Consider the following 25,663-nt stretch of genomic DNA (forward strand, 5'->3'; position numbering starts at 1 on the left):
TGTGCATGCAGATCAGACGCGTTCGAAGATGCCCGCCGCACCCATGCCGGTACCCACGCACATGGTCACCATGCCGTACTTCAGATTCTTGCGGCGCAGTGCATGGATGGTGGTGGCCGCACGGATGGCGCCGGTGGCGCCCAGCGGGTGACCCAGGGCAATCGCACCGCCCATGGGGTTGACCTTGCTCGGGTCCAGGCCGAGGTCGCCGATGACGGCCAGCGCCTGGGCGGCGAAGGCTTCGTTCAGCTCGATCCAGTCGATCTGATCCTGGGTCAGGCCACCGGCCTTCAACGCTGCCGGAATCGCTTCCTTGGGACCGATGCCCATGATCTCCGGCGGCACGCCACGCACGGCGAAAGAGACGAAGCGCGCCAGCGGGGTCAGGTTGAACTGCTTGAGGATCTTCTCGGAGACGATGATCAGCGCGCCGGCGCCGTCGGAAGTCTGCGAGCTGTTGCCGGCGGTGACGCTGCCCTTGGCGGCGAAGACCGGCTTCAACTTGGCCAGCGCGGCCAGGTTGGAATCGGCACGCGGACCTTCGTCCAGGCTGACGGTGCGGGTCTTGATGTCGATCTCGCCGGTACCCAGGTTAGGGAAGCGCTCGACGATCTCCACCGAGGTCATCTCGTCGGCGAATTCGCCGGCCTGCTGGGCGGCGATGGCCTTCTGGTGCGAGGCCAGCGAGAACTCGTCCTGCGCTTCGCGCGAGACCTTCCACTGCTGTGCCACCTTCTCGGCGGTCAGGCCCATGCCATAGGCCATGCCGACGTTTTCATCCTTGAAGGCATTGATGTTGATGGAGGGATGGAATCCCATCATCGGCACCATCGACATCGACTCGGCACCGGCGGCGATCATGACATCGGCTTCGCCCACTCGGATGCGGTCGGCGGCCATGGCAATGGCGGTGATGCCGGAGGCGCAATAGCGATTGATGGTGACGCCGCCAATGGTGTTGGGCAGGCCGGCCAGCAACACGGCGTTACGCGCCATGTTCAGGCCTTGCGCACCTTCGGGGAAGGAGCAGCCGACAATGGCGTCCTCGATCAGCTTGGGGTCCAGGCCGGGCACCTGCGCCACGGCGGACTGGATGGCGCGTACCAGCAGGTCGTCCGGACGGGTGTTCTTGAACATGCCACGCGGCGCCTTGCCGATGGGGGTGCGGGTAGCGGCGACGATGTAGGCGTCTTGCAGTTGTTTGCTCATTACAAAATCTCCTTGGACTCTCCCTCCCCTTCAAGGGGAGGGCTGGGGTGGGGATGGGTTCAATGCATTCCAGATTGCCTGAACGACCACATCCGTCTCATTCAATACTTCGTTATTCCAAAAGCGTAGAACCGTGAAGCCGGCCTGATTCAATTTCGCGGTCCGGTTCTCGTCATCCTGATTGCCGACATGCTGCGAACCGTCTACTTCAATCACCAGGCGCCGTTCCAGACAGACAAAATCGAGTACGTTATTTTCAAAGGGGTGCTGACGGCGAAATTTCACGTCAAGCTGCTGGCCACGTAGACGATGCCAGAGCCTTTGCTCGGCTTCGGTCATGGTCTTGCGTAACTGCTTGGCTGCAAGTTTCGTGAAGTCGTTGGTCTGGCCTTGCATTTCAACCCATCCCCACCCCAACCCTCCCCTTGAAGGGGAGGGAGCGTTCTTTAATTACGGACTGGCTTGCCGGTTTGCATCATGCCCATGATCCGCTCTTGCGTCTTGGGGTGATTGAGCAACTCCATGAAGAACTTGCGCTCGATGTCGAGCAGCCATTGTTCGTTGACGATGCTGCCCTCTTCCACTTCGCCACCGGCCACGGTCTCGGCGATCATCTTGCCCAGCTTGAAGTCGTGGGCAGAGATGAAGCCGCCGTCACGCATGTTGACCAGCTGCGCCATGATGGTGGCCAGGCCGTTGCGGCCGATCACCGGCACCTGCGGCGGCAGTTGCGGACGATAGCCGGCGTCGAACAGCGCGCGCGCTTCCACCTTGGCCACATGCAGCAATTCATACGGGTTGAAGACGATCACGTCGTCCTCGCGCAGATAACCCAGCTTGCGGGCTTCCAGTGCCGACTTGGAGACGTTGGCGGTGGCTGCGGCCAGCATGTATGCCTTCAGGAACTGCAGGATGTCGTTGCCCTTGGCTTCCTTGGCGGCACGCACCGCCGCTTCCTTCAGGCCGCCACCGGCCGGGATCAGACCCACACCGACTTCCACCAGGCCGATGTAGGACTCGATGGAGACCACGCGCTTGGCGGTATGCAGCAACAGTTCGCAGCCACCGCCCAGGGCCAGGCCGGCCACAGCCGCGATCACCGGCACGCTGGCGTACTTCAGGCGCTGGTGCGCCTGCTGCAGCTGCTGCACCACCGGTTCGATGGCCTTGACACCACCGGACATGAACAGCGGCAGCATCGACTGCAAATCGGCGCCGGCCGAGAAGGCGCCCGCTTCGGCTGCATCCGGGTGCCAGATCACCAGGCCCTTGAAGTTCTGCTCGGCTTCGGTGACGGCCTTGTTCATGCCGTCGATGACACCCTGGCCGATCACGTGCATCTTGGTCTTGAAGGACAGGATCAGGACATCGTCGTTCTGATGCCAGATGCGGACCGATTCGTCTTCGAAGAAGGTGGTGCCGGCGCTCTTGCCGTCGGCGGCGCCTTCGCCCACCAGCGGGGCGCGGAAGGCCTGGCGCTGGTAGACCGGCAGTTCGGAACGGGCCACATCGGCCTTCTTCGAGGGCGACCAGGAGCCCTTCTCCGAGTGCACGCCGTCGCGGCCATCGAAGACCCAGTCCGGCAGCGGTGCATTGGACAGCGCGCGGCCGGCATCGATATCTTCCTTCACCCATTGCGCAATCTGCTTCCAGCCGGCAGCCTGCCAGGTCTCGAAGGGACCGACGCTCCAGCCGAAGCCCCAGCGCATGGCGAAGTCCAGGTCGCGGGCGTTGTCGGCCACCGATTCCAGGTGCACGGCGATGTAATGGAAGGCATCGCGGAAGATGGCCCACAGGAACTGGCCCTGAGGATTGGTCGAATCATGCAGCGCCTTCATGCGCTTGACCGGATCCTTTTCCTTGAGGATGCGGGCGATGATGTCATCGGCCTTGCCGCCGCCGGGCACGTAATCGCCCTTGGCCGCGTCGATGCGCAGGATGTCCTTGCCCACTTTCTTGTAGTAACCGGCGCCGCTCTTCTGGCCCAGCGCACCCTGCTCGACCAGCTTGGCCAGCAGCGGCGGGGTGGCATAGGTGGAGAAGAAGGGATCCTCCTTCAGGTTGTCCTGCATGGTACGGATGACGTGGCCCATGGTGTCCAGACCCACCACGTCGGCGGTGCGGAAGGTGCCGGACTTGGCGCGGCCCAGCTTGGCGCCGGTCAGGTCATCGACCACGTCCACCGAGAGACCGTATTTGTCGGCTTCGATGATGGTGGCGAGGATACCGAATACGCCCACGCGGTTGGCCACGAAGTTGGGGGTATCGAAAGCGCGCACCACGCCCTTGCCCAGGGTGGTGGTGAGGAAGGCTTCCAGCTGATCGAGGATGTGCGGTTCGGTAGACTGGGTCGGGATCAGTTCGACCAGGTGCATGTAGCGCGGCGGATTGAAGAAGTGCACACCGCAGAAGCGCGCCTTCAGGCCGGCATCAAAACCTTCAGACAGTGCATTGATGGACAGGCCCGAGGTGTTGGAGGCAAAGATGGCCTTGGGGCCGATGTGCGGAGCGACCTTCTTGTAGAGGTCGTGCTTCCAGTCCATGCGCTCGGCGATGGCTTCGATGATGAGGTCGCAGCCTTCCAGCACGGCCAGGTCATCCTCGTAGTTGGCGACCTGGATCAGGGCCGCGTCGTCCTTGTTGCCCAGCGGGGCCGGGCTGAGTTTCTTCAGGTTTTCGATGGCGCGTTGCACGATGCCGTTCTTCGGGCCTTCCTTGGCCGGCAGGTCGAACAGCACGACCGGCACGCGGGCATTGATGCAGTGGGCGGCAATCTGGGCACCCATGACGCCGGCGCCGAGCACGGCCACTTTTTTGACGATGAAATTGGACACGCAAATCTCCTTTGCTGGTGCTGCAAACATGAAACATGAATTCGGGCCTGGCAGGCTGCCGCACCGCCGGTGCGAGCGACTACTGTACGCCTTCCGGCAGAAGGTCACAGCATGCCTTGCAGGGGTGACACCGACATGACGCCATGCCGGGCCACATTGCGGTAGATCAACGCCGCCGCGGGACAACAGACCCGGCGGCGGCGTGGTGTTGCGGTCAGAACAACTCGGCGTCCAGGGCCATCAGGTTGGCCGCGCCAGAGCGGGCCTGGCGGATCAGCATGGCGGTCTCCGGCAGCAGGCGGGCGAAGTAGAAGCGCGCCGTGGCCAGCTTGGCGGTGTAGAAGGCGTCGCCGCTGCCCTGCTTTTCCAGCGCGATCTTGGCCATGCGCGCAAACAGGTAGGAGAACACCAGGTGGCCCACCACGCGCAGGTAGGGCACGGCAGCGGCACCGGCTTCGTCCTGGTTGGCGAAGGACTTCATGCCGATTTCCATGGTCAGCTTGCTCACCTTGTCGCCGATGTCGGCCAGCGGGGTGATGAATTCGGACATGGACTCATCGGTGCCATGCTCTTCCACGAAGGCCTGGATCTGCGCGCCGAACTTCTTCAGCTTGGCGCCGTTGTCCATCAGGATCTTGCGGCCCAGCAGGTCCAGCGACTGGATGGTGTTGGTGCCTTCGTAGATCATGTTGATACGGGCATCGCGCACGTATTGCTCCATGCCCCACTCGGCGATGTAGCCATGGCCGCCATAGACCTGCAGGCACTCGGAGGTGGCCGTCCAGGCGTTGTCGGTCAGGAAGGCCTTCACCACCGGCGTCAGCAGGGCCACGATATCACCGGCATCCTTGCGCACCTGTTCGTCGGGGTGGCTCAGTTCCTTGTCCAGTTCCAGAGCGACATAGGAGGTGAAGGCGCGGCCACCCTCGGCGAAGGCCTTGGCGGTCAGCAGCATGCGGCGCACGTCGGGGTGCACGATGATCGGGTCGGCCGGCTTATCGGCGGCCTTGATGCCGGACAGGCTGCGCATCTGCAGGCGGTCCTTGGCATAGACCAGGGCGTTCTGGTAGGCCACTTCGGTCAGGCCCAGGCCCTGCATGCCCACACCGAGGCGGGCCGCGTTCATGAACACGAACATGGCCTGCAGACCCTTGTGCGGCTGGCCGATCAGCCAGCCGGTGGCGCCGTCCAGGTTCATCTGGCAGGTGGCGTTGCCGTGGATGCCCATCTTTTCTTCGATGGCACCGCAGAAGATGGGATTACGCGCGCCCAGCGAGCCATCGGCGTTGGGCAGGAACTTCGGTACCAGGAACAGGGAAATGCCCTTGGAGCCTTCCGGTGCATCCGGCAGGCGTGCCAGCACCAGGTGGATGATGTTGGCGGAGACGTCGTTTTCGCCAGCCGAGATGAAGATCTTGTTGCCGGTGATCTTGTAGGCGCCGTCGGCCTGCGGCTCTGCCTTGCTGCGCAGCAGGCCCAGGTCGGTACCGCAATGCGCTTCGGTCAGGCACATGGTGCCGGTCCACTCGCCCGAGACCAGCTTGGGCAGGTAGAGCTGCTTCTGTTCTTCCGAACCGTGCGCGTGCAGGCACTCGTAGGCACCGTGCGACAGGCCGGGGTACATGGTCCAGGCCTGGTTGGACGAGTTCAGCATCTCGTAGAAGGAATTGTTGATCGTCAACGGCAAGCCCTGGCCACCGAATTCGGGATCACAGGACAACGCCGCCCAGCCGGCTTCCACGTACTGCTGGTAGGCCTGCTTGAAACCCTTGGGCGTGGTGACGGCCTTGGTCTCGCGATCGAAATGGCAACCCTCGCGGTCGCCCGAATGGTTCAGCGGGAACAATACCTGCGAAGCGAACTTGCCGCCCTCTTCCAGTACCTGGTCCACCAGCTCGCGGTTGGTGTCGGCATGCGGTGGCAGTTCTTTGAACACTTCCTCGACATTGAGCAGCTCGTGCAGCACGAATTGCATGTCGCGCAAGGGGGCGTTGTATTGGGGCATGAATGTCTCCGGACGGGTTTAGGCTGCCTTCCTGGCAGCCGATTTTGAATTCTTGGCGGGGGCGCTGCTGGCACTGTCGCTGCCTTGCGGACGGTAGCTGTCGATCAGGCGGCGGAAGCTGGCCTCGGCACGCTCCACGCTGCCGGGGATGTGCAGGAAACGCGCATCGTGGTGCAGCGCCAGGATCAGGCCATACATTTCATAGACCATCTGGCTGACCTCGATGTCGGGCCGCAGGTGGCCGGCTTCCATGGCCTGCTTGATGCAGCGCTCCAGCGCATCGCGCCAGGCCTGGACCATGGCCACCAGGTGATCGCGGATGGCACCGGGACGGTCGTCGTATTCGACCGCGCCGCTGATGTAGATGCAACCCAGCGCGATTTCCACCGTGACCTGCTTGATCCAGCGCGCGAACATCCCTTCCAGGCGCGGCAGGCCGCGTGGTTCCTTGATGGAGGGATAGAACACATCCTGCTCGAAGCGGTTGTGATACAGCCGCACGACCTCGATCTGCAAGTCCTCGCGGGAGCCGAAATGGGCGAAGACGCCGGACTTGCTCATCTTCATCTTTTCGGCCAGCAAGCCGATGGTCAGCCCTTCCAGGCCGTCACGGCTGGCCAGTTCCAGCGCCACATCCAGAATGGCGGCACGGGTCTGCTCACCCTTGCGCAGATACTTGGGCCGGGTGGGCGCGGTGGTCACCTTGCTTGTCTCAGTCATCGTTATCTCTTTGATATCCGTCGTCAGGTCGCGACGGGAAGGAACCGGTTCGACGGGTGCGGCTCGGCGGCCGCTGTCTTGTACCCTGGCTGCGCGACGTGAATAAACCTTCACGCAGAATTTATTCGAACGATCGTACTATTATTCATCGCGCTGCAAAAGTCAAACAAAAATTCAGCGCGGCCTGCAAGGGCGATTTTGCTGCCCGGCAAGCCCTCAGGAGGCCCCGGGCGGGGCGCTGGTGGCACCCAGCAGGTCGTGGGCGTCCAGCAGGGCATAGACGATGGTGGGGTTGTTTTCCAGGCACTTGCGGATGGCCGCCGGGATGGTATCGCGGGTCTTGCGGCACAGGCCCGGCTGTTCGGCCAGCTGGATCTGCAGGCCGCGCACGGTGCGCACTTCGTTGGGACCGGGACTGATATGCAGATGGATGCCGAGATTCTTGCGCATGAGACTGCCCACGTGCAGCAGTTCATCATAGGTCGTCACGCGGGTGATGCGTTCGATCAGGCGTTTTTCTTCCTCGCGGGTCAGCCACAGCACGCGCGCTTCGGGCGCATGCAGGCACTCCAGCAGCGCTTCGCGCTGGCAATCACAGGCGCCGGGCGGGCATTCCTTGCGGAGTGGCCGCGCCACCGGCATCGCCTGGGCGGATTCGGAGGGGACTACCTGGGACATCTGCACCTTCACACCTACGTTGGAGAAAAGACAGGCCATCGACAGCGGCCCTTATCTTACAACGAGCTTGTGGCGCAGTGGCGGCCGCCCCGCCGGGTCAGGACGAGGAACGATCCAGCAGCCGACGGTCGCGCTTGGTGGGACGGCCCTTGATTTCAGCCGAGGGTTCACGGAACAGGCGATGGCGTTCGGCCTGGGTGGCGCGACGCTGGACGCTCTCCTCGGTCTCCTGGTAGAGCGTGGCCGCGACCGCCGCCGAACCGCGCTTGTCGGCAATGCCGATGACCAGCACTTCCCATTCGGTGGCGCCGTTGTCGATATCCAGGCGGTCGCCAGGCTTGACGCTATGGGCCGGCTTGGTGCGCTCGCCGTTGAGCCTGATGCGGCCGCGGTCCACGGCTTCGGTCGCGAGCGAGCGCGTCTTGAAGAAGCGCGCGGCCCAACACCATTTGTCGATGCGGGTGCTGTCCATAGGGGAATAAGGGAAGGTTGCGTTCCTGTGATTATCGGTACTTTTTGCGAATGACGTGCAGGAGTTCGCCGCCATACTGTCTGCTCCGTCACGATGCCCCCCTGCTAGCCATCACGTCGCGACATGGTGCGCTTGAGCGAGAGCTTGAGATGGCGCTGCATCGCCGCCTGTGCCTGGATGGCATCGCGTGCTTCGATGGCGTCGAGGATTTCGCGATGCTCATACAGTGCGGTGAACCAGCTGTCTTCCGGTTCGTAATGCTCCAGCAGCGCGGCCGCGATGGGATCACGACGCTCATCGTAGAGCCGGGCCACGGTCTGGACCAACACCTCGTTGCCGGTCATCTGCGCGATACGGATGTGAAAGGCGCGGTCCGAGCCGGCCGGTATCTGGCCGGACTGGCATGCCTGCTCCATGCTCTGGTAGATGGTGCGCAGGGCCTTGATGTCGCGTGGCTTGGCCAAGGGCGCGACCAGCGCGGCAATCACCCCTTCGAAGATGGCACGCGCGCCCATGATATCGCTGAGGCTGTTACCCATCTCTGACGGTAACGACTGCCCTGGCGCCTCCTGCATCTGCGTCAGGTAGACACCCGAACCCATGCGGATTTCCACCCGTCCTTCCAACTCCAGCGCCACCAGGGCCTCGCGAATCGAGGGACGCGATACGCCCAGTCGTTCGGCCAGCGCACGTTCCGGCGGCAACCGTCCCTGGCTGGTGAAATCCGACTGGTACATCACGGTGCGCAGACGGTCGGCGATCTGCAGATACAGGCGGCGGGAAGCGGTTGATTTCGGACGAGGCATGACGGGAGAGGGAAGGTGAATGCAGCACGGCCAGCCTTTATGACAGGCCCGCCCTGACCAGAAAATTGCCTCAAAGGGCAAATAGGCAAAGTGGCTTTACCAAATTAATATCTCGCATCGATTTGCAGACCTGGCTTGACCAATTCATGCGCAGCCTGCTTCACATTCCATTCAAAGGAGCGAACATTGAGACGTCGTCTCTACACCGGGCCGGACCTGCAGCGCGCCCAGAGCATCGAGGAGCTGCGTGCCATGGCGCGCAAGCGCGTGCCCAATTTCTGCTTCGAATACGTGGAGGGCGGGGCCGAGGAAGAAATCAGCCTGCGTCACAACCGTGAAGTGTTTTCGCGCATCGGATTCCTGCCACGCACGCTGGTCGATGTGTCGGTACGCCGACAGGCGCGCCAGCTGTTCGGGCAGGAGATCGCGTCTCCCTTCCTGATCGGCCCGACCGGCTTCAGCGGCCTGCTGGCGCGTGAAGGCGATGTCGCCATGGGCCGCGCGGCCGCCGCCGCCGGGTTGCCTTTCGTGTTGACCAATGTCTCCACCACTTCGCTGGAGGAGGTGGTACGGCGCTCCGGGGCCATGGTGTGGCAGCAGGTCTATCTCTATCGCGACCGCGACTTCGTGGCCAGCGTGGCGCGGCGCGCGCAGGCGGCCGGCATCCACACGCTGGTGCTGACCACCGACAGTGCGGTCTATGGCAAGCGCGAATGGGACGTGCGCAACTTCCGCAGTCCGCGCCAGCTGGACTGGCGCAACAAGCTCGACGTGCTGCGCCATCCGCGCTGGCTCCTCGACATCCTCTATCCGCATGGCTTCCCCCGCTTCGCCAACCTGGGTGACCTGTTGCCGCCGGACCAGACCAGCGTGCGCGGCGCGGCCGCCTCCATTCTCGGCCAATCGCTCTCTCCTGCGCTGGACTGGCGCGATGTCGAATGGTTGCGCGGGATCTGGCCGGGCAAGCTGGTGCTCAAGGGCATCATGCAGGTGCAGGACGCGCAACGCGCCGTGGCGCTGGGCGTGGATGGCATCGTTCTCTCCAACCATGGCGGCCGCCAGCTCGACGGCGCGCTTTCCACCATGGATGTGTTGCCGGAGGTCGTCGCAGCGGTCGGGGGCCAGCTGGCGGTGATGCTGGATGGGGGATTCCGGCGCGGTGCGGACATCGTCAAGGCCATTGCGCTGGGCGCCGATGCGGTACTGCTGGGGCGTGCCACCACCTACGGGCTGGCCGCAGGCGGACAGGCCGGTGCCGCGCGCGCACTGGAAATCCTGCGCAGCGAGGTCGATCGCGTACTGGCCCTGCTGGCCTGCCCGGACATCAACCAGCTCGACCCCAGCTATCTGCGCCGGATGTAGGCCCCGCCGCCATCCCGCCACCAGAATGAGGAGCAGAGATGCATTACGAATTCGATTTCACCAGCGTCGTCGCGCACTGGCCCTTGCTGCTGCAGGGCGCCTGGACCACGGTGCAACTGTCGTTCCTGGCCACACTGCTGGGCTTCGTGCTGGGCGCAGCCTGCGCCGTGGCCAGCGGCAGCCGGCATCGCTGGCTGCGCGCACTCATCGGCGGTTACATCGAGGTCATCCGCAACACCCCCCTGCTGACCCAGTGCTATTTCCTGATCTTCGGCCTGTCCTCGGTGGGCGCGACCGTGCCGATCATGACGGGAGCGGTGCTGGCGCTGGTGATCAATATCGGCGCCTACACCTGCGAGATCGTGCGGGCCGGCCTGGAATCCATCCACCATGGGCAGATAGAGGCCGCGCATTGCCTGGGATTGTCGTCGCGCCAGGTGCTCTGGCATGTCGTGCTGCAACCGGCGGTGGAGCGGGTATGGCCAGCGCTGACCAGCCAGTTCGTGCTGATGATGCTGGCCTCCAGCATCCTGTCCTCGGTGGGCGCGGAGGAATTGCTGGGCGTGGCCAACCGGGTGCAGTCCGACACCTTCCGCAACTTCGAGGTCTTCCTGGTCCTGTGGCTGCTGTACCTGGCGCTGTCGTGGCTGATGCGCGCCGGCTTCTGGCTGCTGGGACAAGCGGTCTTCACGCGCCGGCGCAAGCTGGGCACGCCACTCTGAAGGAACATGACGATGTCGCATGAACAGTTGCTCTCCCTGCTGCAAGGCGCCTGCGGCACGCTGCAGCTATCGACGCTGACACTCATCCTGGGCGCAATGCTGGGACTGACCCTGGCCCTGGCACGCATTTCGCCCCGCCGCATGGTGCGTCGCCTGGCGTCCGGCTGGATCCAGATGATCCAGGGTACGCCCCTGCTGGTGCTCATGGGCGTGTGCTTCTACGGTCCGGCGCTGCTCGGTGTCGGCACGGTGGAGGCCTTGCCGGCGGCCACTGGCGCCATGGTGATCTATGCCAGCGCCTTCCTCGGCGAAATCTGGCGCGGTTGCATCCAGGCCGTCCACAAGAGCCAATGGGAAGCAGCCGAATGCATCGGCCTCACCCGCTGGCAGCGCATGCGCATGATCGTATTGCCGCAGGCGCTGCGCATGGCCACGCCGCCCACGGTCGGCTTTGCGGTGCAGGTGATCAAGAACACCTCCGTGGCGTCACTGGTGATCGGCTTTGCCGAACTCTCCTACAACGCCAAGGTGCTCAACAACTCCACCTTCCAGCCCTTCCTCTATTTCGGCGGCGCCGCGCTGCTGTACTTCGCCATGTGCTATCCCCTCTCACGCTGGAGCCGCGTGCTCGAAAGGAAACTCCATGTCCACCGTGGTTGAACTGCAATCGGTCCACAAGCGTTTCGGCAACAATCACGTCCTGCGCGGCGTCTCCTTTGCGGTCGGCCGTGGCGAGGTCGTGGCCATCATCGGCAAGAGCGGTTCCGGCAAGAGTACGGCCCTGCGCTGCATCAACCGGCTGGAGCAGATCGATGAAGGGCAGATCAGCGTATGCGGTCACGCGGTGCATGGCGACGGCCTCGATCTGCGCGCACTGCGCCGCGATGTGGGCATCGTCTTCCAGAGCTACAACCTGTTCCCGCACCTGACGGTGCTGCAGAACATCGCCCTCGGCCCCACCGCGGTCAAGCGCATGCCGGCCGCAGAGGCCAACACCCTGGCGCAGGATGTGCTGGCCCGCGTAGGACTCTCGGACAAGGCCCAGGCCTATCCCGAGCAATTGTCGGGTGGCCAGCAGCAGCGCGTGGCCATTGCACGCTCACTGGCGATGCAACCGCAACTGATGCTGTTCGACGAAGTGACGTCAGCGCTCGATCCTGAGCTGACCGGCGAAGTGCTCAAGGTGATGGAGCAGATGGCCGCCGAAGGCATGACCATGATCCTGGTGACGCACGAGATGGGTTTCGCCCGGCGTGTGGCGGACCAGGTCATCTTCATGCACCAGGGCCAGGTCTGGGAGCAAGGCGGCCCCGGCATCCTGGATGCGCCCACCACGCCCGAGCTGCGTCAGTTCGTCGGCACCGGACTGTGATCCCTTTCCCCGACCCGCTGCATTCCATCTCAATGACAAGGAGCGAGACATGCATTTCCCCCCATCCCCTGGCCGTCGCCTGCGCACGGCTCTGTTGAGCCTGTTGCTGCTGGCCGGCAGCACCGCGCACGCTGACCAGCTCGACACCATCCTGGCCGCCCGGAAATTGCGCGTGGCCATCGACCTGGCAGTGCCGCCCTACAGCATGAAGGATGACAAGCTCAAGCTGATCGGCTCGGACGTGGAGACCGCCCAGCTCATGGCCCGCGACTTCGGCCTGGAACTGGAAGTGGTGCCCACCACGCTGACCAACCGTGTGCCCTACCTGCAGACCAACAAGGCCGACGTGGTCATCTCGGCCTTCTCCATCACGCCCGAGCGCGCCAAGGTCATCGACTTCTCGATACCCTATGCGCCCATCCTGGTGGTGGTCGGCGCACCGAGAGGCATGAAGATCGGCAGCCCCGCCGACCTGGCCGGCAAGAAGGTCATCGCCACGCGCGGCACCACCAATGACCAGGAGCTGACCAAGGTGGCGCCACCGTCGGCCACCATCACCCGCTTCGACGACGACGCCACCTCCATGACCGCCATGGTCAGTGGTCAGGCCGATATCTGGGTGACTTCGCCGATGCTGCTCAGGGTGGTCAACGAAAAGAATCCGGCGCGCGACGTCGAAAGCAAGTTCACGCTCAAGGCCAACATGCTCGCCGTGGGTCTGCGCAAGGGCGAGACCCGGCTCAAGGACAAGATCGACGCCTGGATACGCGCCAACCTGCGCAACGGGCAGCTCAACGCGATCTATGGCAAGTACCACCATGCCGAGCTGCCGCCGGAAATCCTCAACGCAGGCAGCTAGGCCGCAGCCCCGCCCGAACAGCGTGAATAAAAAAACGCCGGCTCGCAAGCCGGCGTTTCTTCATTGAAACAGAGCAGACAACAGGCTCAGCGCTCCACCGCCAGCGCCACGCCCATGCCGCCGCCGATACAGAGGCTGGCCAGGCCCTTCTTGGCATCGCGGCGCACCATCTCGTGCAGCAGGGTCACCAGTACGCGGCAGCCGGATGCGCCGATGGGGTGGCCCAGGGCGATCGCGCCGCCGTTGACGTTGATCTTGCTGGTGTCCCAGCCCATCTGCTTGTTCACCGCAATGGCCTGGGCGGCGAAGGCTTCGTTGATTTCCATCAGGTCCAGGTCCTGCGGGGTCCAGCCGGCCTTCTTCAAGGTCAGCTGCGACGCGGGAACCGGGCCCATGCCCATGATGCTGGGGTCCAGACCGGCCGAGGAGTAGGCCTTGATCCTGGCCAGCACCGGCAGGCCCAGCTCGGCCGCCAGCTTGGCCGAGGTCACCACCACGGCAGCGGCACCGTCGTTGATGCCGGAGGCATTGCCCGCCGTCACGGTGCCGGCTTTGTCGAAGGCCGGGCGCAGGCTGGCCAGGGCTTCGGCGGTGACACCGTGCTTGACGAATTCGTCGGTGTCGAAGACCACGGTTTCCTTCTTGCCCTTGATCTCGATGGGGATGATCTCGTCCTTGAAGCGACCGGCCTTCTGTGCGGCCTCCGCCTTGTTCTGCGACGCGGCGGCGAAGGCGTCCTGCTCTTCGCGGCTGATCTCGAACTTCTTGGCGACGTTCTCGGCGGTGATGCCCATGTGGTACTGGTTGTAGACGTCCCACAGGCCATCGACGATCATGGTGTCGGTCAGCTTGGCATCGCCCATGCGGAAGCCGTCACGCGAGTTGTTCAACACATGGGGCGAGGCGCTCATGTTTTCCTGGCCGCCGGCGATGACGATCTGGGCGTCGCCGCAACGGATGGCCTGGGCCGCCAGTTGCACGGCCTTCAGGCCGCTGCCGCAGACCTTGCCGACCACGAAGGCCGGGACCATGTCGGGCAGGCCGGACTTGATGACCGCCTGACGCGCCGGGTTCTGACCGACGCCGGCCGTCAGCACCTGGCCGAGGATGACTTCGCTGATCGCTTCGGGCTTGATGCCGGTCTTGGCCAGCAAGGCCTTGATGACTTGCGCACCCAGATCGGCGGCGGCAATCTTCGACAAGGATCCGCCGAATTTACCGATCGCCGTTCTCTGTGCCGCGACAATGACCACATCATCCATAACTCGCTCCTTTTATTGAAATGGCGGGCAGCCGCGCGGCTGCCCGTCGAAAACCGGGATGGTCATCTTATTCCATTTCAGCGGTGAATGCGATACGGTGAATCTTCGGTAGATCAAGTCGGGGCCAGATAGCGGCTAGGCATCTTTTCCCAGCGTGATGATGTGAATTACCGTCCGATACAAGAGGAAGGCCGCACCATAGGCTGCCCGCTTGTACCACGGCACATGCAGGAAGTCGTTCAGGTGCACCACCCGGCCCAGGGCCGCGCCGGCTTCGATCTCCTGGCGCAGGTAGCCGGCGAAGGCCGGGTCCTGGACCACCACGTTGGCTTCCTGGTTCACGAACAGGGAAAGGCCATCATAGTTGCTGGAGCCGACCGTGGCCCACCTGTCGTCCACCACGGCCACCTTGGCGTGCAGCTCGGTATGGGTGTATTCGACGATACGCACACCGGCACGCAATAGCTTGGGATAGAAAGAATGCGCCACCGCATCCTGCATCACGAACTGCCCCACGCCCAGCAGCAGGGTCACCTTGACACCGCGCATGGCGGCCTCTTCCAGGGCGCGCCGCATCTTGCGGCCGGGGGCGAAATAGGGATTGGCGAGGAAGGCGCTCTCGCGGGCGCGGCCCAGGGCCTGCAGATAGGCGCGCTGGATGGTGCGGCGGTTGCGGAAGTTGTCGCGCACCACCAGGGCGGCCTGGGTCTGGTCGTGTACCGGGCCGCTATGACCGTGGCGCAGGCGCCTGAAATTGCGCCAGCGTGCCTTCAGTTTCATGCGGCCCACGCGCAGCCACTGGGCCTGTACTTCGCGATAGATATCCTGCACCAGCGGTCCGACCACGCTGACGGCAAAATCCCAGCGCGGCGCCGGCAGGGGCAGCGCGTGGTCGCGGTCGGAAACCATGTCGTCATTGATGTTGAGTCCGCCGACGAAGGCCACCTGGCGGTCCACCACGCACAGCTTGCGATGACTGCGCGCCACGCCGCGCCGGAACCAGGGGTTGAAGGAACGATGCTGCACACCGGCGGCACTCAGGGCAAGGCGCAATTTGTTAGTGTTTTCGCGACCGGTGCCGAGCCAGTCGTTGATGACATACACCACCACGCCACGCCCGGCGGCGCGTTGCAGCGCCTCGCAGACCAGCACGCCGGTATCGTCGAGGGAAAAAATATAAGTTTCGAGGTAGATCTCGACCCGGGCCGCATCGATGGCGGTGATCAGGGCCGGATAGAAACCGGCGCCACTGTGCAGCAAGGCAATCTGATTGCCGTCGGAAAAGGCGAGGTGGCGCAAGATCAGGCCAGCTGCAATTCGGTAACGATGGGCGCATGGTCCGACAGGCGCGCCCATGGGCCATCCTTGAGCACCTGCGCACTTTCCACACGGAAACCGCGTACATAGATGCGGTCCAGGCGCAGCCAGGGCATCATCGCCGGGAAGGTGCGCGCCGGGCGGATCGGCGCCGACAGGCCCCCGAGGCGACGCAAGCCCTGCATGACGCCGCGCGCATTCGGTTGCGGCTGGTCGAACACCTCGACCACGCCCAGGTTCTGGTAGAGCGTGCGGCTCAGCTGGTTGGTCCAGTCATTGAAGTCACCGGCGATCACCAGTGGCGCATCCGGCGGCGAGGACGTACTGACCGCCTGCATCAGCGCATCGGTCTGGCGACGGCGGCCACCGGCGAACAGGCCCAGGTGGATCACGTAGCAATGCACGTCCACGCCTTCCACCGGCACCACGCAGTGCAGGATGCCGCGCGATTCATAGGCATGGTCGGAGACGTCCTGGTTACGGATGGAGGCGATCTCGAAACGCGAGATGAGGGCATTGCCATGGTGCCCGTGGTCGTACACGGCATTCATGCCATAGGCCGCATGGTGGGTGTCGCCGGCCAGATATTCGTGCTGGCCCTGCTGCGGCCAGTTGGCGGCATGGCGCAGGGCGTTGAGATCATGCCGGCCCTGCACTTCCTGCAGGAACAGGATGTCCGGGTCCAGTTGCGCCAGCGCCTGCTTGAGCGCCAGAATGCGCGGCCGTCCGGCAAAGGAGGTCACGCCCTTGTGGATGTTGTATGTGGCAATGCGCAGCTTCATCGATGCAACCTTTCTCTTGTTCTTGTCCGGTTCCGTCCTGGCGCGTTGCTGTCGGGCTAGCCGGCCAGGTAATTGGGCAATTGCAGGATTGCCTCCGCATTGGACGGCGAGAAACAGCGGTCGGCCGCTTCGCGATACGGCAGCCAGGCGTAGCGGGTATGTTCGCGCGGGGCCAGCGTTACCGGGATGTCGCGCGGCACCAGCAGGCCGAAGACGTGCTCGGTATTCCTGGTCACGCCGGGCGCATAGCGGTGCCGCCAGACCGGGTAGATTTCATAGACGTTGGAAAGTTGCCAGTCGCGCAGATGCGTCTGCGGCACGCGTCGGGCGCCACCGTCTACGGATTCTACGCCGTCCCCGCCGACGATGATGCCGGTTTCTTCCTGTACCTCGCGTCGGGCAGTCTCCGACAAGGCCTCATCGGGGTAGTCCTTGGAGCCGGTCACCGATTGCCAGAAACCGGGCTGGTCGGCGCGCTCGATCAGCAATACGTGGTGGTCGGCGCTGTGGATCACCACCAGCACCGATTCGGGAATCTTGTAGGGCTTGGCTTGCATCATGGGGCTGTCCGGGCTGCAGCAAAGCCTCCATTGTATCGGGACGGCGCCGACTCAGAGCAGGGACGCTTCGCTCTCGGCCACCAGCCAGCTGCGAAAGGCTCGCGCAGCGGCGTGCTCGATGCGGTCGCGCGGCCAGACGGCGTAATAGCCGCCACCCAGGCTGGCGCTGGCCTCGCAGGCGCGCACCAGCAGCCCCTGTTCCATACAGGCATCGATCATGTGGCGCCAGGCCAGCACGATGCCCTGCCCTTCCATGGCCAGCTGCAACAGCACGGGGTATTGGTTGGACAGGATCTGGTGCTCGATGCGGACATCGGGCATGCCGTTGTGGGCCATCCAGTTCTGCCAGGACATCCATTGCCGCTGGCCGTCTTCCAGCATGAGCAGGGTTTCGTGCCGCAGCTCGGCCGGGCTCAGGGTGCGGCCGTCCAGGTAGGACGGCGAACAGACCGGGAACACTTCCTCGTCATACAGCCGACGCGCCGCCAGGCCCGAGGGTGGGCCGTCGCGCAGGAAGTAGATGCCCATGTCGAAGTCGGTCTCGGAGAGTTGTGCCAGGCTGTCGTTGACGACCAGGCGCAAATGGCAATCCGGGTGCTGCGCCCGAAAGCGTGCCAGCCGGGGCGTGAGCCACAGCACGGCCACGCCCTGCGAACAGGCCACCGTCAATTCCTGATGGCCCTTGCGCTTCATGATGTCTTCGGTGGCCTCGGCACAATCGACCAGCAGGCGCTGCACCAGGGCGGCGTAGCGCTGGCCGCTGACCGTCAGGCGCAATGCACGGGGTTCGCGCAGGAACAGCTTCTTGCCCAGGAAGCGCTCCAGCTGGGCGATCTGACGGCTGATGGCGCTTTGTGTGAGATGCAGTTCAGCGGCGGCACGCGTAAAGCTGCCGTGCCGCATGGCGGCTTCGAAGGCGATCAGTGACGGCAGGGGAGGAAGGGGTGATATACGCATGGTCGGCGCTCCGGCTCGGTTCTTTCAACAGACCATGATGGTAGAGCGAAAAGCATGCCCGCCGCTGCTTTCCTGATGGCGATCGGGAAAGCAGAGGCGCAGGCAGGGCAGCAGCCGTGATGGCCGCCGTGGCGATCGAACGATCAGCGACTGCGGTGGATGTGGCCGGACTGCATGACCAGCGACAGGTGCTCGCCCTGCCCGGTCAGGAGCGTGATGTCCTGCAGCGGGTTGCCATCGACCACGATCAGGTCGGCCAGCGCACCGGCGCGCACGGTTCCCAGTTCACCTTCGCGCTGCAGGATGGCGGCGGCAATCGAGGTCGCCGAGCGGATGGTTTCCAGGTTGCCCAGGATCTCGGCGCGGATCAGGAATTCGGTCGACTGGTCCTGATGCATCTCGCCCAGCAGGTCGGAGCCGAAGCCCATCTGCACGCCATGCTCGGCATAGATGCGCAGCGAGTCACGACCGGCTTGACGCACCGATTCGATCTTGGCCACCGAATCCGGCGGCAAGCCCAGGCGGGCACCGTCGCGGGCCAGCGAATCGTAGGTGACCAGGGTCGGCACGACGAAGGCACCATGCTCGCGCATCACGCGGGCGGCATCGGCATCGACCAGGTTGCCATGCTCAATGGTACGCACGCCGCACCGCACGGCGCGCGAGATGGCGCGGCCGGTGTAGGCGTGTGCCATCACATAGGTCTGGGCGGCTTCGGCTTCGGCCACGATGGCGCGGATTTCATCCTCGCTGTATTGCGTGTTGCCGATAGGATCGGTGGGCGATGCCACGCCACCGGAGGCCATGATCTTGATCTGGGTCGCGCCCTTCTGCAGTTCTTCGCGGGCGGCCAGACGCACTGCGTCCACGCCATCCGCCACACGGGCGATGGCACCGGCGCGGAAGGCGCAGGAGCAGGGCTCCAGCACATCGGAACGTGGACGGAAGTCACCGTGGCCACCGGTCTGCGACAGCGCCTTGCCGGAGGGGAAGATGCGCGGACCCGGCACCAGGCCGATGGCAATGGCTTGCGCCAGGCCCCAGTCGGCGCCACCGGCATCACGCACGCTGGTGAACCCGCGATTCAACATCGCCTCGACGATGGGCAACGCGCGGATGGAGGTCAGCGAACCCGGCTGCAAGGCATTCAAGCCCAGGTTGGCCAGCGAGGCCAGCACGTGCACGTGGCAATCGATCAGGCCCGGCATCACGGTCTTGCCGGCCACATCGATCACGCGTGCGCCCGGCACATCCAGGGGCGTGGCGGAGACATCGATGATGCGGTCTTTTTCGATCAGGACATCATGGCGCGGGAACAGGCTGCCCAGCGCAGGATCAAGGACGTTACCGCCCTTCAGGAGAATCTTGGTCATGGCGAAAATCAATGTTGTTGCAGATACTGCGGCTCACGCACGAAGCGGGTGCCGACGAAGCTGATGGCGGCAGCGATCATCACGTAGAAGGCCGGTGCCATGGTGCTGCCGGTGGCGGCGATCAGCCAGGTGATGAAGAACGAGGCAAAGCCGCCGAAGATGGTCACGGCCAGGTTGTAGGCCACCGACAGGCCGGTGGAGAGCACCTTGGCCGGGAACAGTTCCGAGAACGCCGCCAGGATGGGGCCGGTATAGGCCGCAATCAGGGTGCCGAAGACCAGCTGGAAGATCAGCAGCGTCGACAGGCTGGGCGCGCTGTTGATGTAGGCGAACATGGGATAGGCCAGCACCAGGATCAACGCGGCCGAACCGGAGAGCAGCGGACGACGGCCGATGCGATCGGCCATGCGGCCGACCATGGGCGCCAGGACCATGATGCAGAGTCCACCCACCATGCCGGCGATGAAGCCGGTGGTCTGCGGCAGCTTCAGGACCTTCACCGAATAGGTCGGCATGTAGAACAGCAAGACATAGGTGCAGACCGTCCACAGGATCACCATGGAGAAGCTGGCCGAGGTCTCGCGCGGGAAGTTGCGGATCACTTCCTTCAGGGGCGAGTCGGTCTTGTCCTTTTCTTCGAGGAAGGCCGGGGTCTCTTCGAGGTGGTTACGGATGTAGTAGCCAACCGGGCCGATGATGATGCCCAGTAGGAAGGGCAGGCGCCAGCCCCAGCTGGACAACGCTTCCGGGCTCAGGCTGGAGGTGACGAAGGTCCCGACAGCAGCACCCAGCAGCACGGCCACGCCGATGCTGGCCTGAATCCAGCTGGAGTAATAGGCGCGCTCGCGCTCCGGTGCATATTCGGTCAGGAAGGCGGTGGCGCTGCCCATTTCGCCGCCGGCCGAGAAGCCCTGCAGCAGACGTGCCACGACGATGATCAGCGGCGCGAACAGGCCGATGCTTTCATAGGTCGGCGCCAGGCCGATCATGGTGGTGCCCACGGCCATCAACAGGATGGTCACCGACAGCGCTGCCTTGCGGCCCACGCGGTCGGCGTAGATGCCCAGCAGGATACCGCCCACCGGGCGCATGAAGAAACCGACGCCGAAGGTGGCCACGGCTAGCAGCAAGGAAGTGAGGTCATTGCCGGTCGGGAAGAACAGCTTGGCGATGATCACCGCGAAGAAGCTGTAGACGGTGAAGTCGAACCATTCGAGGCCGTTGCCGATGACGGTGGCGATGATGGCGCGGCGGCGCTGGTGGTTGCTGACCAGCGGCATCCCGCCGGCTGGTAATGTCGTTCCTTGCATGCTTTCCCCTCATGTCGGACGTTGAATATCCGGCCGATGATAGGGTGCGAGGGGGCCTGGCGGAAATGATATCTGTGCATGCCGCCATGCTTGCAGCGCATGCATGGATTCAGGTTCCGGGAAATGTAGACTCAAGAACCACAAGCGGGTCCTCACGTGAATCCATCTGGAACCGTTCGGACTGAGTAGGCCCTTCAGGGCCGTATCGAAGACACTCCTGCGAGGGTCGGTGAGCAGGCAAAGGCGCGCCTTCGATACGCGGCGATGCCGCTACTCAGGACGAACGGTCGTCGGGTCGCAGCGACGACCGGAATCCCGCCTGATATTACGCAAGAATAAAATTTATATTATTTATAATAATAAAAAAGCGCGTGCATTCCTGCACGCGCTTTTCGATGGGTTTATCGAGAAAATCGATAAATCGATCAGGCCTTCACAGCCGGCTCGGTATTGCGCAGACGGATGTGCAGCTCGCGCAGTTGCTTCTCGTCCACCGCCGAAGGGGCGTGGGTCAGCAGGCACTGGGCACGCTGGGTCTTGGGGAAGGCGATCACGTCGCGGATCGACTCGGCGCCAGCCATCATGGTGACCAGACGATCCAGGCCGAAGGCGATGCCACCGTGCGGGGGCGCGCCGTATTGCAGCGCGTCCAGCAGGAAGCCGAACTTCAGGCGGGCTTCTTCGTCATCGATCTTCAGGGCGCGGAATACCTTGCTCTGCACGTCGGCGCGGTGGATACGCACCGAACCGCCGCCCAGTTCCCAACCGTTCAGGACCATGTCGTAGGCCTTGGCAATGGCCGCCCCCGGGTTGGTCGAAATGAAGTCTTCGTGACCATCCTTGGGCGAGGTGAACGGGTGATGCAGGGCGACCCAGCGCTGGCCGTCTTCGTCGTATTCGAACATGGGGAAGTCGACCACCCACAGCGGACGCCAGGCATCGTCGAACAGGCCGTTCTTCTTGCCGAATTCGCTGTGGCCGATCTTCACGCGCAGCGCGCCGATGGCATCGTTGACCACCTTGGCCTTGTCGGCGCCGAAGAAGATCAGGTCGCCGTCCTGGGCGCCGGTCTTTTCGATGATGGCGTTCAGGGCTGCATCATGGATGTTCTTGACGATGGGCGACTGCAGGCCGTCACGGCCCTTGGCCTTTTCGTTGACCTTGATGTAGGCCAGGCCCTTGGCGCCGTAGATGGCGACAAACTGGGTGTAGGCGTCGATTTCCGAACGCGGCATTTCGGCACCACCCGGCACGCGCAGGCCGACCACGCGGCCGCCTTCGCTGTTGGCGGCACCCGAGAAGACCTTGAAGTCGACGTCCTTCATGACGTCGGTCAGTTCGGTGAATTCCAGCTTGACGCGCATGTCCGGCTTGTCCGAACCATACATGCCCATGGCGGTGGCGAAGTCCATCACCGGGAACGGGTTGGGCAGGTCGATGTCCAGGGCGTTCTTGAAGACCAGGCGGATCATGCCTTCGAACAGGTCACGGATTTCCTGTTCGTTCAGGAAGGAGGTTTCGCAGTCGATCTGGGTGAATTCCGGTTGACGGTCGGCGCGCAGGTCTTCGTCGCGGAAGCACTTGGTGATCTGGTAGTAGCGGTCGAAGTTGGCCACCATCAGCAGCTGCTTGAACAGCTGCGGCGACTGCGGCAGGGCGAAGAATTCGCCGGCGTTCACGCGCGAGGGCACCAGGTAGTCGCGGGCGCCTTCCGGGGTGGACTTGGTCAGCATCGGGGTCTCGATGTCGATGAAGCCCTGGGCGTCCAGGAACTTGCGCACTTCCATGGCGACCTTGTAGCGCAGGCGCAGGTTGTTCTGCATCTGCGGACGGCGCAGGTCCAGCACGCGGTGGGTCAGGCGGGTGGTTTCGGACAGGCTGTCGTCATCCAGCTGGAACGGGGGCGTTACCGACGGGTTCAGCACTTCCAGCTCGTGGCACAGCACTTCGATCTTGCCCGACTTCAGGTTGGCGTTGGTGGTGCCTTCAGGACGGTTGCGCACCAGGCCGGTGATGCGCAGGCAGAACTCGTTGCGCACCGATTCGGCGTTCTTGAAGACATCGGCGCGATCCGGGTCGCACACCACCTGGACCAGGCCTTCGCGGTCGCGCAGGTCGATGAAGATCACGCCGCCGTGATCGCGGCGACGGTGCACCCAGCCGCACAGGCTGACGGTTTGGCCGAGCAGTGCCTCGGTAGTGAGGCCACAGTATTGGGTTCGCATGGACATGGTTGTGATTCCGTTGACAGTGTTCTTGTTGGATTCGTGAGAGAAGACGCTAAGGGCGAAGGCGGGGCTGGCCGGGCCGCGTGGCACCGGCCGCCCCGTCAATTCTTCGGCGCCGCGGCGTCGGTGATGATCTTCTTGTCGGCCGCCATCTCGGGGGCGACCACGCCCATCGAGACGATGTACTTCAGCGCGGCATCGACCGACATGTCGAGTTCGACGGCGTCGGCGCGCGGCAGCATCAGGAAGAAACCGGAAGTCGGGTTGGGCGTGGTGGGAACGTAGACGCTGATGAAGTCACCGGCCAGGTGGTTCTTCACCTCGCCGCCGGGGGTGCCGGTCAGGAAGGCGATGGTCCAGGAACCCTGGCGTGGGTACTGGATCAGCACGGCCTTGCGGAAGGCGTTGCCGGAGGGCGAGAAGAGCGTATCGGAGACCTGCTTGACGCTCGAATAGATGGACTTCACCACCGGAATGCGGGTCAGGAAACCTTCCCACACCAGCACCAGCCGGCGGCCGATGAAATTGCGCGCGGCCAGGCCGGTCAGGAACACGATCAGCAAGGTCAGGATCGCGCCCAGGCCGGGGATGTTGTGGCCCAGCCAGTGCTGCGGCCGCCAGGCTTCCGGCAGCAGTAGCAGCGACTGGTCCATGGTACTGATGACCAGGTTCAGCACCCATAGCGTGATGGCCAGGGGAACCAGGATCAGCAGACCCGTGATGAAGTATTTGCGCATGGGGGAAGGATGACCTCGTTAGCTTGCGCTGGGGGTGGAGGGCGCAGCCGGAGCCGCGGCCGGTGCTGGCGTGGCGGCCGGGGTCGCGGCGGCGGGTGCTGCAGCGGCCGTGTCACCTGCCGCGGCCGGAGCCTCGCTGGCGCCGGCAATGCCGGTGCCGGTGGCGCCCTTGCTGTTGGCGCTACCACTGCCGTTGCCGCGGAAATCGGTGACATACCAGCCGGAACCCTTCAACTGGAAGCCGGCAGCCGTGAGCTGCTTCCTGAAGCTGTCCTGGTGGCAGGAGGGGCAAACGGTCAACGCATCGTCGGAGATCTTCTGCAAGACATCCTTGGCAAAACCACACGCTTCGCAGCGATACGCGTAAATGGGCATGACTAACTCCGCAAAAAACTTCCAAAACCCTGAATTATAAAGGCTTTTGGCGGAGTTTTAGTGAACCGGCCGGCACCGGCGATGCGGCGGCGCGACGGCATGCACCATGGCGCCGGCAAAGTGTTTGCTTTTGGGAAAGTTTCGCAGCCTCCCCGGCCGTCAGATCAGCCCTCCACGGGGGCGGCGCGGCTGCTGCGCAGGGTATCGAGGAATTCCCGGCACCACCAGTGGACGTCGTAGCGGCGGATGTTTTCCATCAGGGCGGCATGGCGCTCGCGCCGCTCGGACTGCGACATCTGCAAGGCCTGCTGGATCACCTGGGCCGCGCCGTGGGTGTCGTAGGGGTTGATGATGAGCGCCTGCTTCATCTGCTCGGCCGCGCCGGCAAAGCGCGACAGCACCAGCACACCGGGATCGTCCTCATCCTGGGAGGCGACGAATTCCTTGGCCACCAGGTTCATGCCATCGCGCAGGGGCGTGACCAGCGCCACCGCGCAGGCGCGGTACAGGCCGGGCAGCCGGCGGCGGGCCACGGTGCGGTGGATGTAGCGGATCGGCATCCAGTCGAAGTCGCCGAAATCGCCGTTGATGGAGCCGCACAGGCTTTCCAGCTCGCGCTGGATGTCGCCGTAGGCTTCCACGTCTTCGCGGCTGGGCGAGGCGATCTGCAGCAGGGTCGCACTGTGACGGTTTTCCGGATACAGGCGCAGCAGTTCGCGGAAGGCCCGGATGCGCTGCGGCAGGCCCTTGGAATAATCCAGTCGGTCCACCCCGATCAGCAGGCGCCGGCGCGAATATTCGGCCTTGGTGCTTTCATAGGTGTCGCGCGCTTCCTTGGCCTGGCCCAGGCGCTGGAATTCGGCCACGTCGATGCCGATCGGGAAGGCATTGGCATGCACCGTGCGGTTGAAGGCGCGGAACTGGTTGGGGCCGACCGGCTCGGCCGTGGCTTCGGCCTGGACGTACTGGGCGAAGTGCTGCAGGTCGGCGTGATTCTGGAAGCCCACCAGGTCGTAGGCGAACAGTGCCCGCATCAGCCATTCGTGGGAGGGAATGGCGGTCAGGATGGGCGGCGGCGGCAGCGGGATGTGCAGGAAGAAGCCGATACGCGCCTCGCAGCCCATGGCGCGCAACTCGGCGGCCAGCGGGATGAGGTGGTAGTCGTGGATCCAGACGATGTCATCGCGCTTCAACAGCGGGAACAGCTTGCGCGCAAACAGCTGGTTCACCCGGCGATAGCCGCCCAGGTGGCCGGACTCGAAGTGCGCCAGGTCGAGCCGGTAGTGGAATACCGGCCACAGCACACCGTTGGCGTAACCGCGATAGTAGGCGTCATGGTCTTCCTGCGACAGATCCAGCTCGGCCAGGGTCACGCTGCCGGCCTGGTGCACACGCAGCTCGCCCTCGCCGGGCGTGCCGTCCTCGACCACCTTGCCGCTCCAGCCGAACCACAGGCCGCCGGTCTTCTTCAGGGTTTCACCCAGCGCCACCGCCAGGCCGCCGGCGGCGGGCTTGCGGGGATCGGCCAGGCGATTGGATACAACAACGAGTCGCGACATCAGATCACCGCCTCCCATGACGCCGACAGGCGCATTGCACAGTTGATGATGCCCACCATCGAATAGGTCTGCGGGAAATTGCCCCACATCTGGCGCGTGACCGGATGGGTGTCTTCGGACAGCAGGCCCAGGTGGTTGCGGGCATCCAGCATGGCCTGGAAGAT

At 64.0% G+C, this 25,663-nt stretch carries 24 protein-coding genes; 5 read left to right on the forward strand and 19 right to left on the reverse strand.

Annotation, left to right across the window (positions count from 1 at the left end; translation table 11 throughout):
- Positions 1–12 precede the first annotated feature (12 nt).
- The 8 genes from VE092_RS11055 to VE092_RS11090 form a co-directional block, all read right to left on the reverse strand.
- Entirely contained in the window at positions 13–1,209 is a 1,197-nt protein-coding gene (locus VE092_RS11055) for an acetyl-CoA C-acyltransferase (RefSeq protein ID WP_324876632.1), read from the reverse strand.
- A 30-nt stretch (positions 1,210–1,239) separates the two neighbouring features.
- Positions 1,240–1,605, reverse strand: a complete 366-nt coding sequence (locus tag VE092_RS11060; protein ID WP_324876634.1) for an endonuclease domain-containing protein — start codon at positions 1,603–1,605, stop codon at positions 1,240–1,242.
- A gap of 50 nt (positions 1,606–1,655) precedes the next feature.
- A complete protein-coding gene (locus VE092_RS11065; RefSeq protein ID WP_324876636.1) occupies positions 1,656–4,043 on the reverse strand; it encodes a 3-hydroxyacyl-CoA dehydrogenase/enoyl-CoA hydratase family protein in 2,388 nt (795 codons plus the stop codon).
- A gap of 214 nt (positions 4,044–4,257) precedes the next feature.
- Positions 4,258–6,048 carry an acyl-CoA dehydrogenase C-terminal domain-containing protein gene (locus VE092_RS11070; RefSeq protein ID WP_234295223.1) on the reverse strand — a complete coding sequence of 597 codons (1,791 nt, stop codon included), beginning with the start codon at positions 6,046–6,048 and terminating at the stop codon, positions 4,258–4,260.
- A gap of 18 nt (positions 6,049–6,066) precedes the next feature.
- A complete protein-coding gene (locus tag VE092_RS11075; RefSeq protein ID WP_324876639.1) occupies positions 6,067–6,768 on the reverse strand; it encodes a TetR/AcrR family transcriptional regulator in 702 nt (233 codons plus the stop codon).
- Positions 6,769–6,984: 216 nt separating this feature from the next.
- Positions 6,985–7,446, reverse strand: coding sequence for a hypothetical protein (locus VE092_RS11080; RefSeq protein WP_324876641.1), 462 nt, complete (start codon positions 7,444–7,446; stop codon positions 6,985–6,987).
- Between the two features lie 97 nt (positions 7,447–7,543).
- Positions 7,544–7,918, reverse strand: coding sequence for an RNA-binding S4 domain-containing protein (locus VE092_RS11085; protein WP_324876643.1), 375 nt, complete (start codon positions 7,916–7,918; stop codon positions 7,544–7,546).
- 104 nt (positions 7,919–8,022) lie between these two features.
- On the reverse strand, positions 8,023–8,724 hold the full coding sequence (locus VE092_RS11090; RefSeq protein ID WP_324876645.1) for a FadR/GntR family transcriptional regulator: 702 nt from the start codon (positions 8,722–8,724) through the stop codon (positions 8,023–8,025).
- Between the two features lie 186 nt (positions 8,725–8,910).
- Between VE092_RS11090 and VE092_RS11095 the strand changes: the two genes are divergently transcribed.
- Genes VE092_RS11095 through VE092_RS11115 form a run of 5 tightly spaced genes read left to right on the forward strand, consistent with a single transcriptional unit; the run spans position 8,911 to position 13,039 of the window.
- Positions 8,911–10,086, forward strand: a complete 1,176-nt coding sequence (locus VE092_RS11095) for an alpha-hydroxy acid oxidase (RefSeq protein WP_324876647.1) — start codon at positions 8,911–8,913, stop codon at positions 10,084–10,086.
- 38 nt (positions 10,087–10,124) lie between these two features.
- Positions 10,125–10,808, forward strand: coding sequence for an amino acid ABC transporter permease (locus VE092_RS11100; protein ID WP_324876649.1), 684 nt, complete (start codon positions 10,125–10,127; stop codon positions 10,806–10,808).
- Between the two features lie 12 nt (positions 10,809–10,820).
- Positions 10,821–11,468: an amino acid ABC transporter permease gene (locus tag VE092_RS11105; protein WP_324876692.1), complete on the forward strand. Its 648-nt coding sequence runs from the start codon at positions 10,821–10,823 to the stop codon at positions 11,466–11,468.
- Positions 11,452–12,180: an amino acid ABC transporter ATP-binding protein gene (locus tag VE092_RS11110; RefSeq protein WP_324876651.1), complete on the forward strand. Its 729-nt coding sequence runs from the start codon at positions 11,452–11,454 to the stop codon at positions 12,178–12,180. Before VE092_RS11105 ends, VE092_RS11110 begins: the two co-directional genes overlap by 17 nt.
- 49 nt (positions 12,181–12,229) lie before the next feature.
- The gene (locus VE092_RS11115) at positions 12,230–13,039 is read left to right on the forward strand and encodes a transporter substrate-binding domain-containing protein (RefSeq protein ID WP_324876653.1); all 810 of its coding nucleotides are present in this window, start codon (positions 12,230–12,232) and stop codon (positions 13,037–13,039) included.
- 86 nt (positions 13,040–13,125) lie between these two features.
- Here VE092_RS11115 and VE092_RS11120 read toward each other — a convergent pair whose 3' ends face one another.
- The 11 genes from VE092_RS11120 to otsA all read right to left on the reverse strand — a co-directional run bounded on the left by VE092_RS11120 (position 13,126) and on the right by otsA (position 25,499).
- Entirely contained in the window at positions 13,126–14,301 is a 1,176-nt protein-coding gene (locus tag VE092_RS11120) for an acetyl-CoA C-acetyltransferase (protein WP_324876655.1), read from the reverse strand.
- Between the two features lie 135 nt (positions 14,302–14,436).
- Positions 14,437–15,600, reverse strand: coding sequence for a phospholipase D-like domain-containing protein (locus tag VE092_RS11125; protein WP_324876657.1), 1,164 nt, complete (start codon positions 15,598–15,600; stop codon positions 14,437–14,439).
- A gap of 2 nt (positions 15,601–15,602) precedes the next feature.
- The gene (locus tag VE092_RS11130) at positions 15,603–16,400 is read right to left on the reverse strand and encodes an endonuclease/exonuclease/phosphatase family protein (protein WP_324876659.1); all 798 of its coding nucleotides are present in this window, start codon (positions 16,398–16,400) and stop codon (positions 15,603–15,605) included.
- A gap of 56 nt (positions 16,401–16,456) precedes the next feature.
- Positions 16,457–16,960 carry a dihydroneopterin triphosphate diphosphatase gene (gene nudB, locus VE092_RS11135; protein ID WP_324876661.1) on the reverse strand — a complete coding sequence of 168 codons (504 nt, stop codon included), beginning with the start codon at positions 16,958–16,960 and terminating at the stop codon, positions 16,457–16,459.
- A gap of 51 nt (positions 16,961–17,011) precedes the next feature.
- A complete protein-coding gene (locus VE092_RS11140; RefSeq protein WP_324876663.1) occupies positions 17,012–17,917 on the reverse strand; it encodes a LysR substrate-binding domain-containing protein in 906 nt (301 codons plus the stop codon).
- A 143-nt stretch (positions 17,918–18,060) separates the two neighbouring features.
- Positions 18,061–19,290 carry a metal-dependent hydrolase family protein gene (locus VE092_RS11145; RefSeq protein ID WP_006464131.1) on the reverse strand — a complete coding sequence of 410 codons (1,230 nt, stop codon included), beginning with the start codon at positions 19,288–19,290 and terminating at the stop codon, positions 18,061–18,063.
- Between the two features lie 8 nt (positions 19,291–19,298).
- Positions 19,299–20,600 carry an MFS transporter gene (locus VE092_RS11150; protein ID WP_324876666.1) on the reverse strand — a complete coding sequence of 434 codons (1,302 nt, stop codon included), beginning with the start codon at positions 20,598–20,600 and terminating at the stop codon, positions 19,299–19,301.
- 425 nt (positions 20,601–21,025) lie between these two features.
- Entirely contained in the window at positions 21,026–22,831 is a 1,806-nt protein-coding gene (aspS, locus tag VE092_RS11155; protein ID WP_324876668.1) for an aspartate--tRNA ligase, read from the reverse strand.
- Positions 22,832–22,929: 98 nt separating this feature from the next.
- Positions 22,930–23,565 carry a DUF502 domain-containing protein gene (locus VE092_RS11160; RefSeq protein WP_324876669.1) on the reverse strand — a complete coding sequence of 212 codons (636 nt, stop codon included), beginning with the start codon at positions 23,563–23,565 and terminating at the stop codon, positions 22,930–22,932.
- 18 nt (positions 23,566–23,583) lie between these two features.
- The gene (locus VE092_RS11165; protein ID WP_324876671.1) at positions 23,584–23,940 is read right to left on the reverse strand and encodes an FmdB family zinc ribbon protein; all 357 of its coding nucleotides are present in this window, start codon (positions 23,938–23,940) and stop codon (positions 23,584–23,586) included.
- A 164-nt stretch (positions 23,941–24,104) separates the two neighbouring features.
- Positions 24,105–25,499, reverse strand: a complete 1,395-nt coding sequence (gene otsA, locus VE092_RS11170; protein WP_324876673.1) for an alpha,alpha-trehalose-phosphate synthase (UDP-forming) — start codon at positions 25,497–25,499, stop codon at positions 24,105–24,107.
- Between the last annotated feature and the right edge of the window lie 164 nt (positions 25,500–25,663).

Source organism: Herbaspirillum sp. (assembly GCF_035644555.1).
In the GTDB taxonomy this organism is placed as follows: Bacteria; Pseudomonadota; Gammaproteobacteria; order Burkholderiales; family Burkholderiaceae_D; genus Herbaspirillum.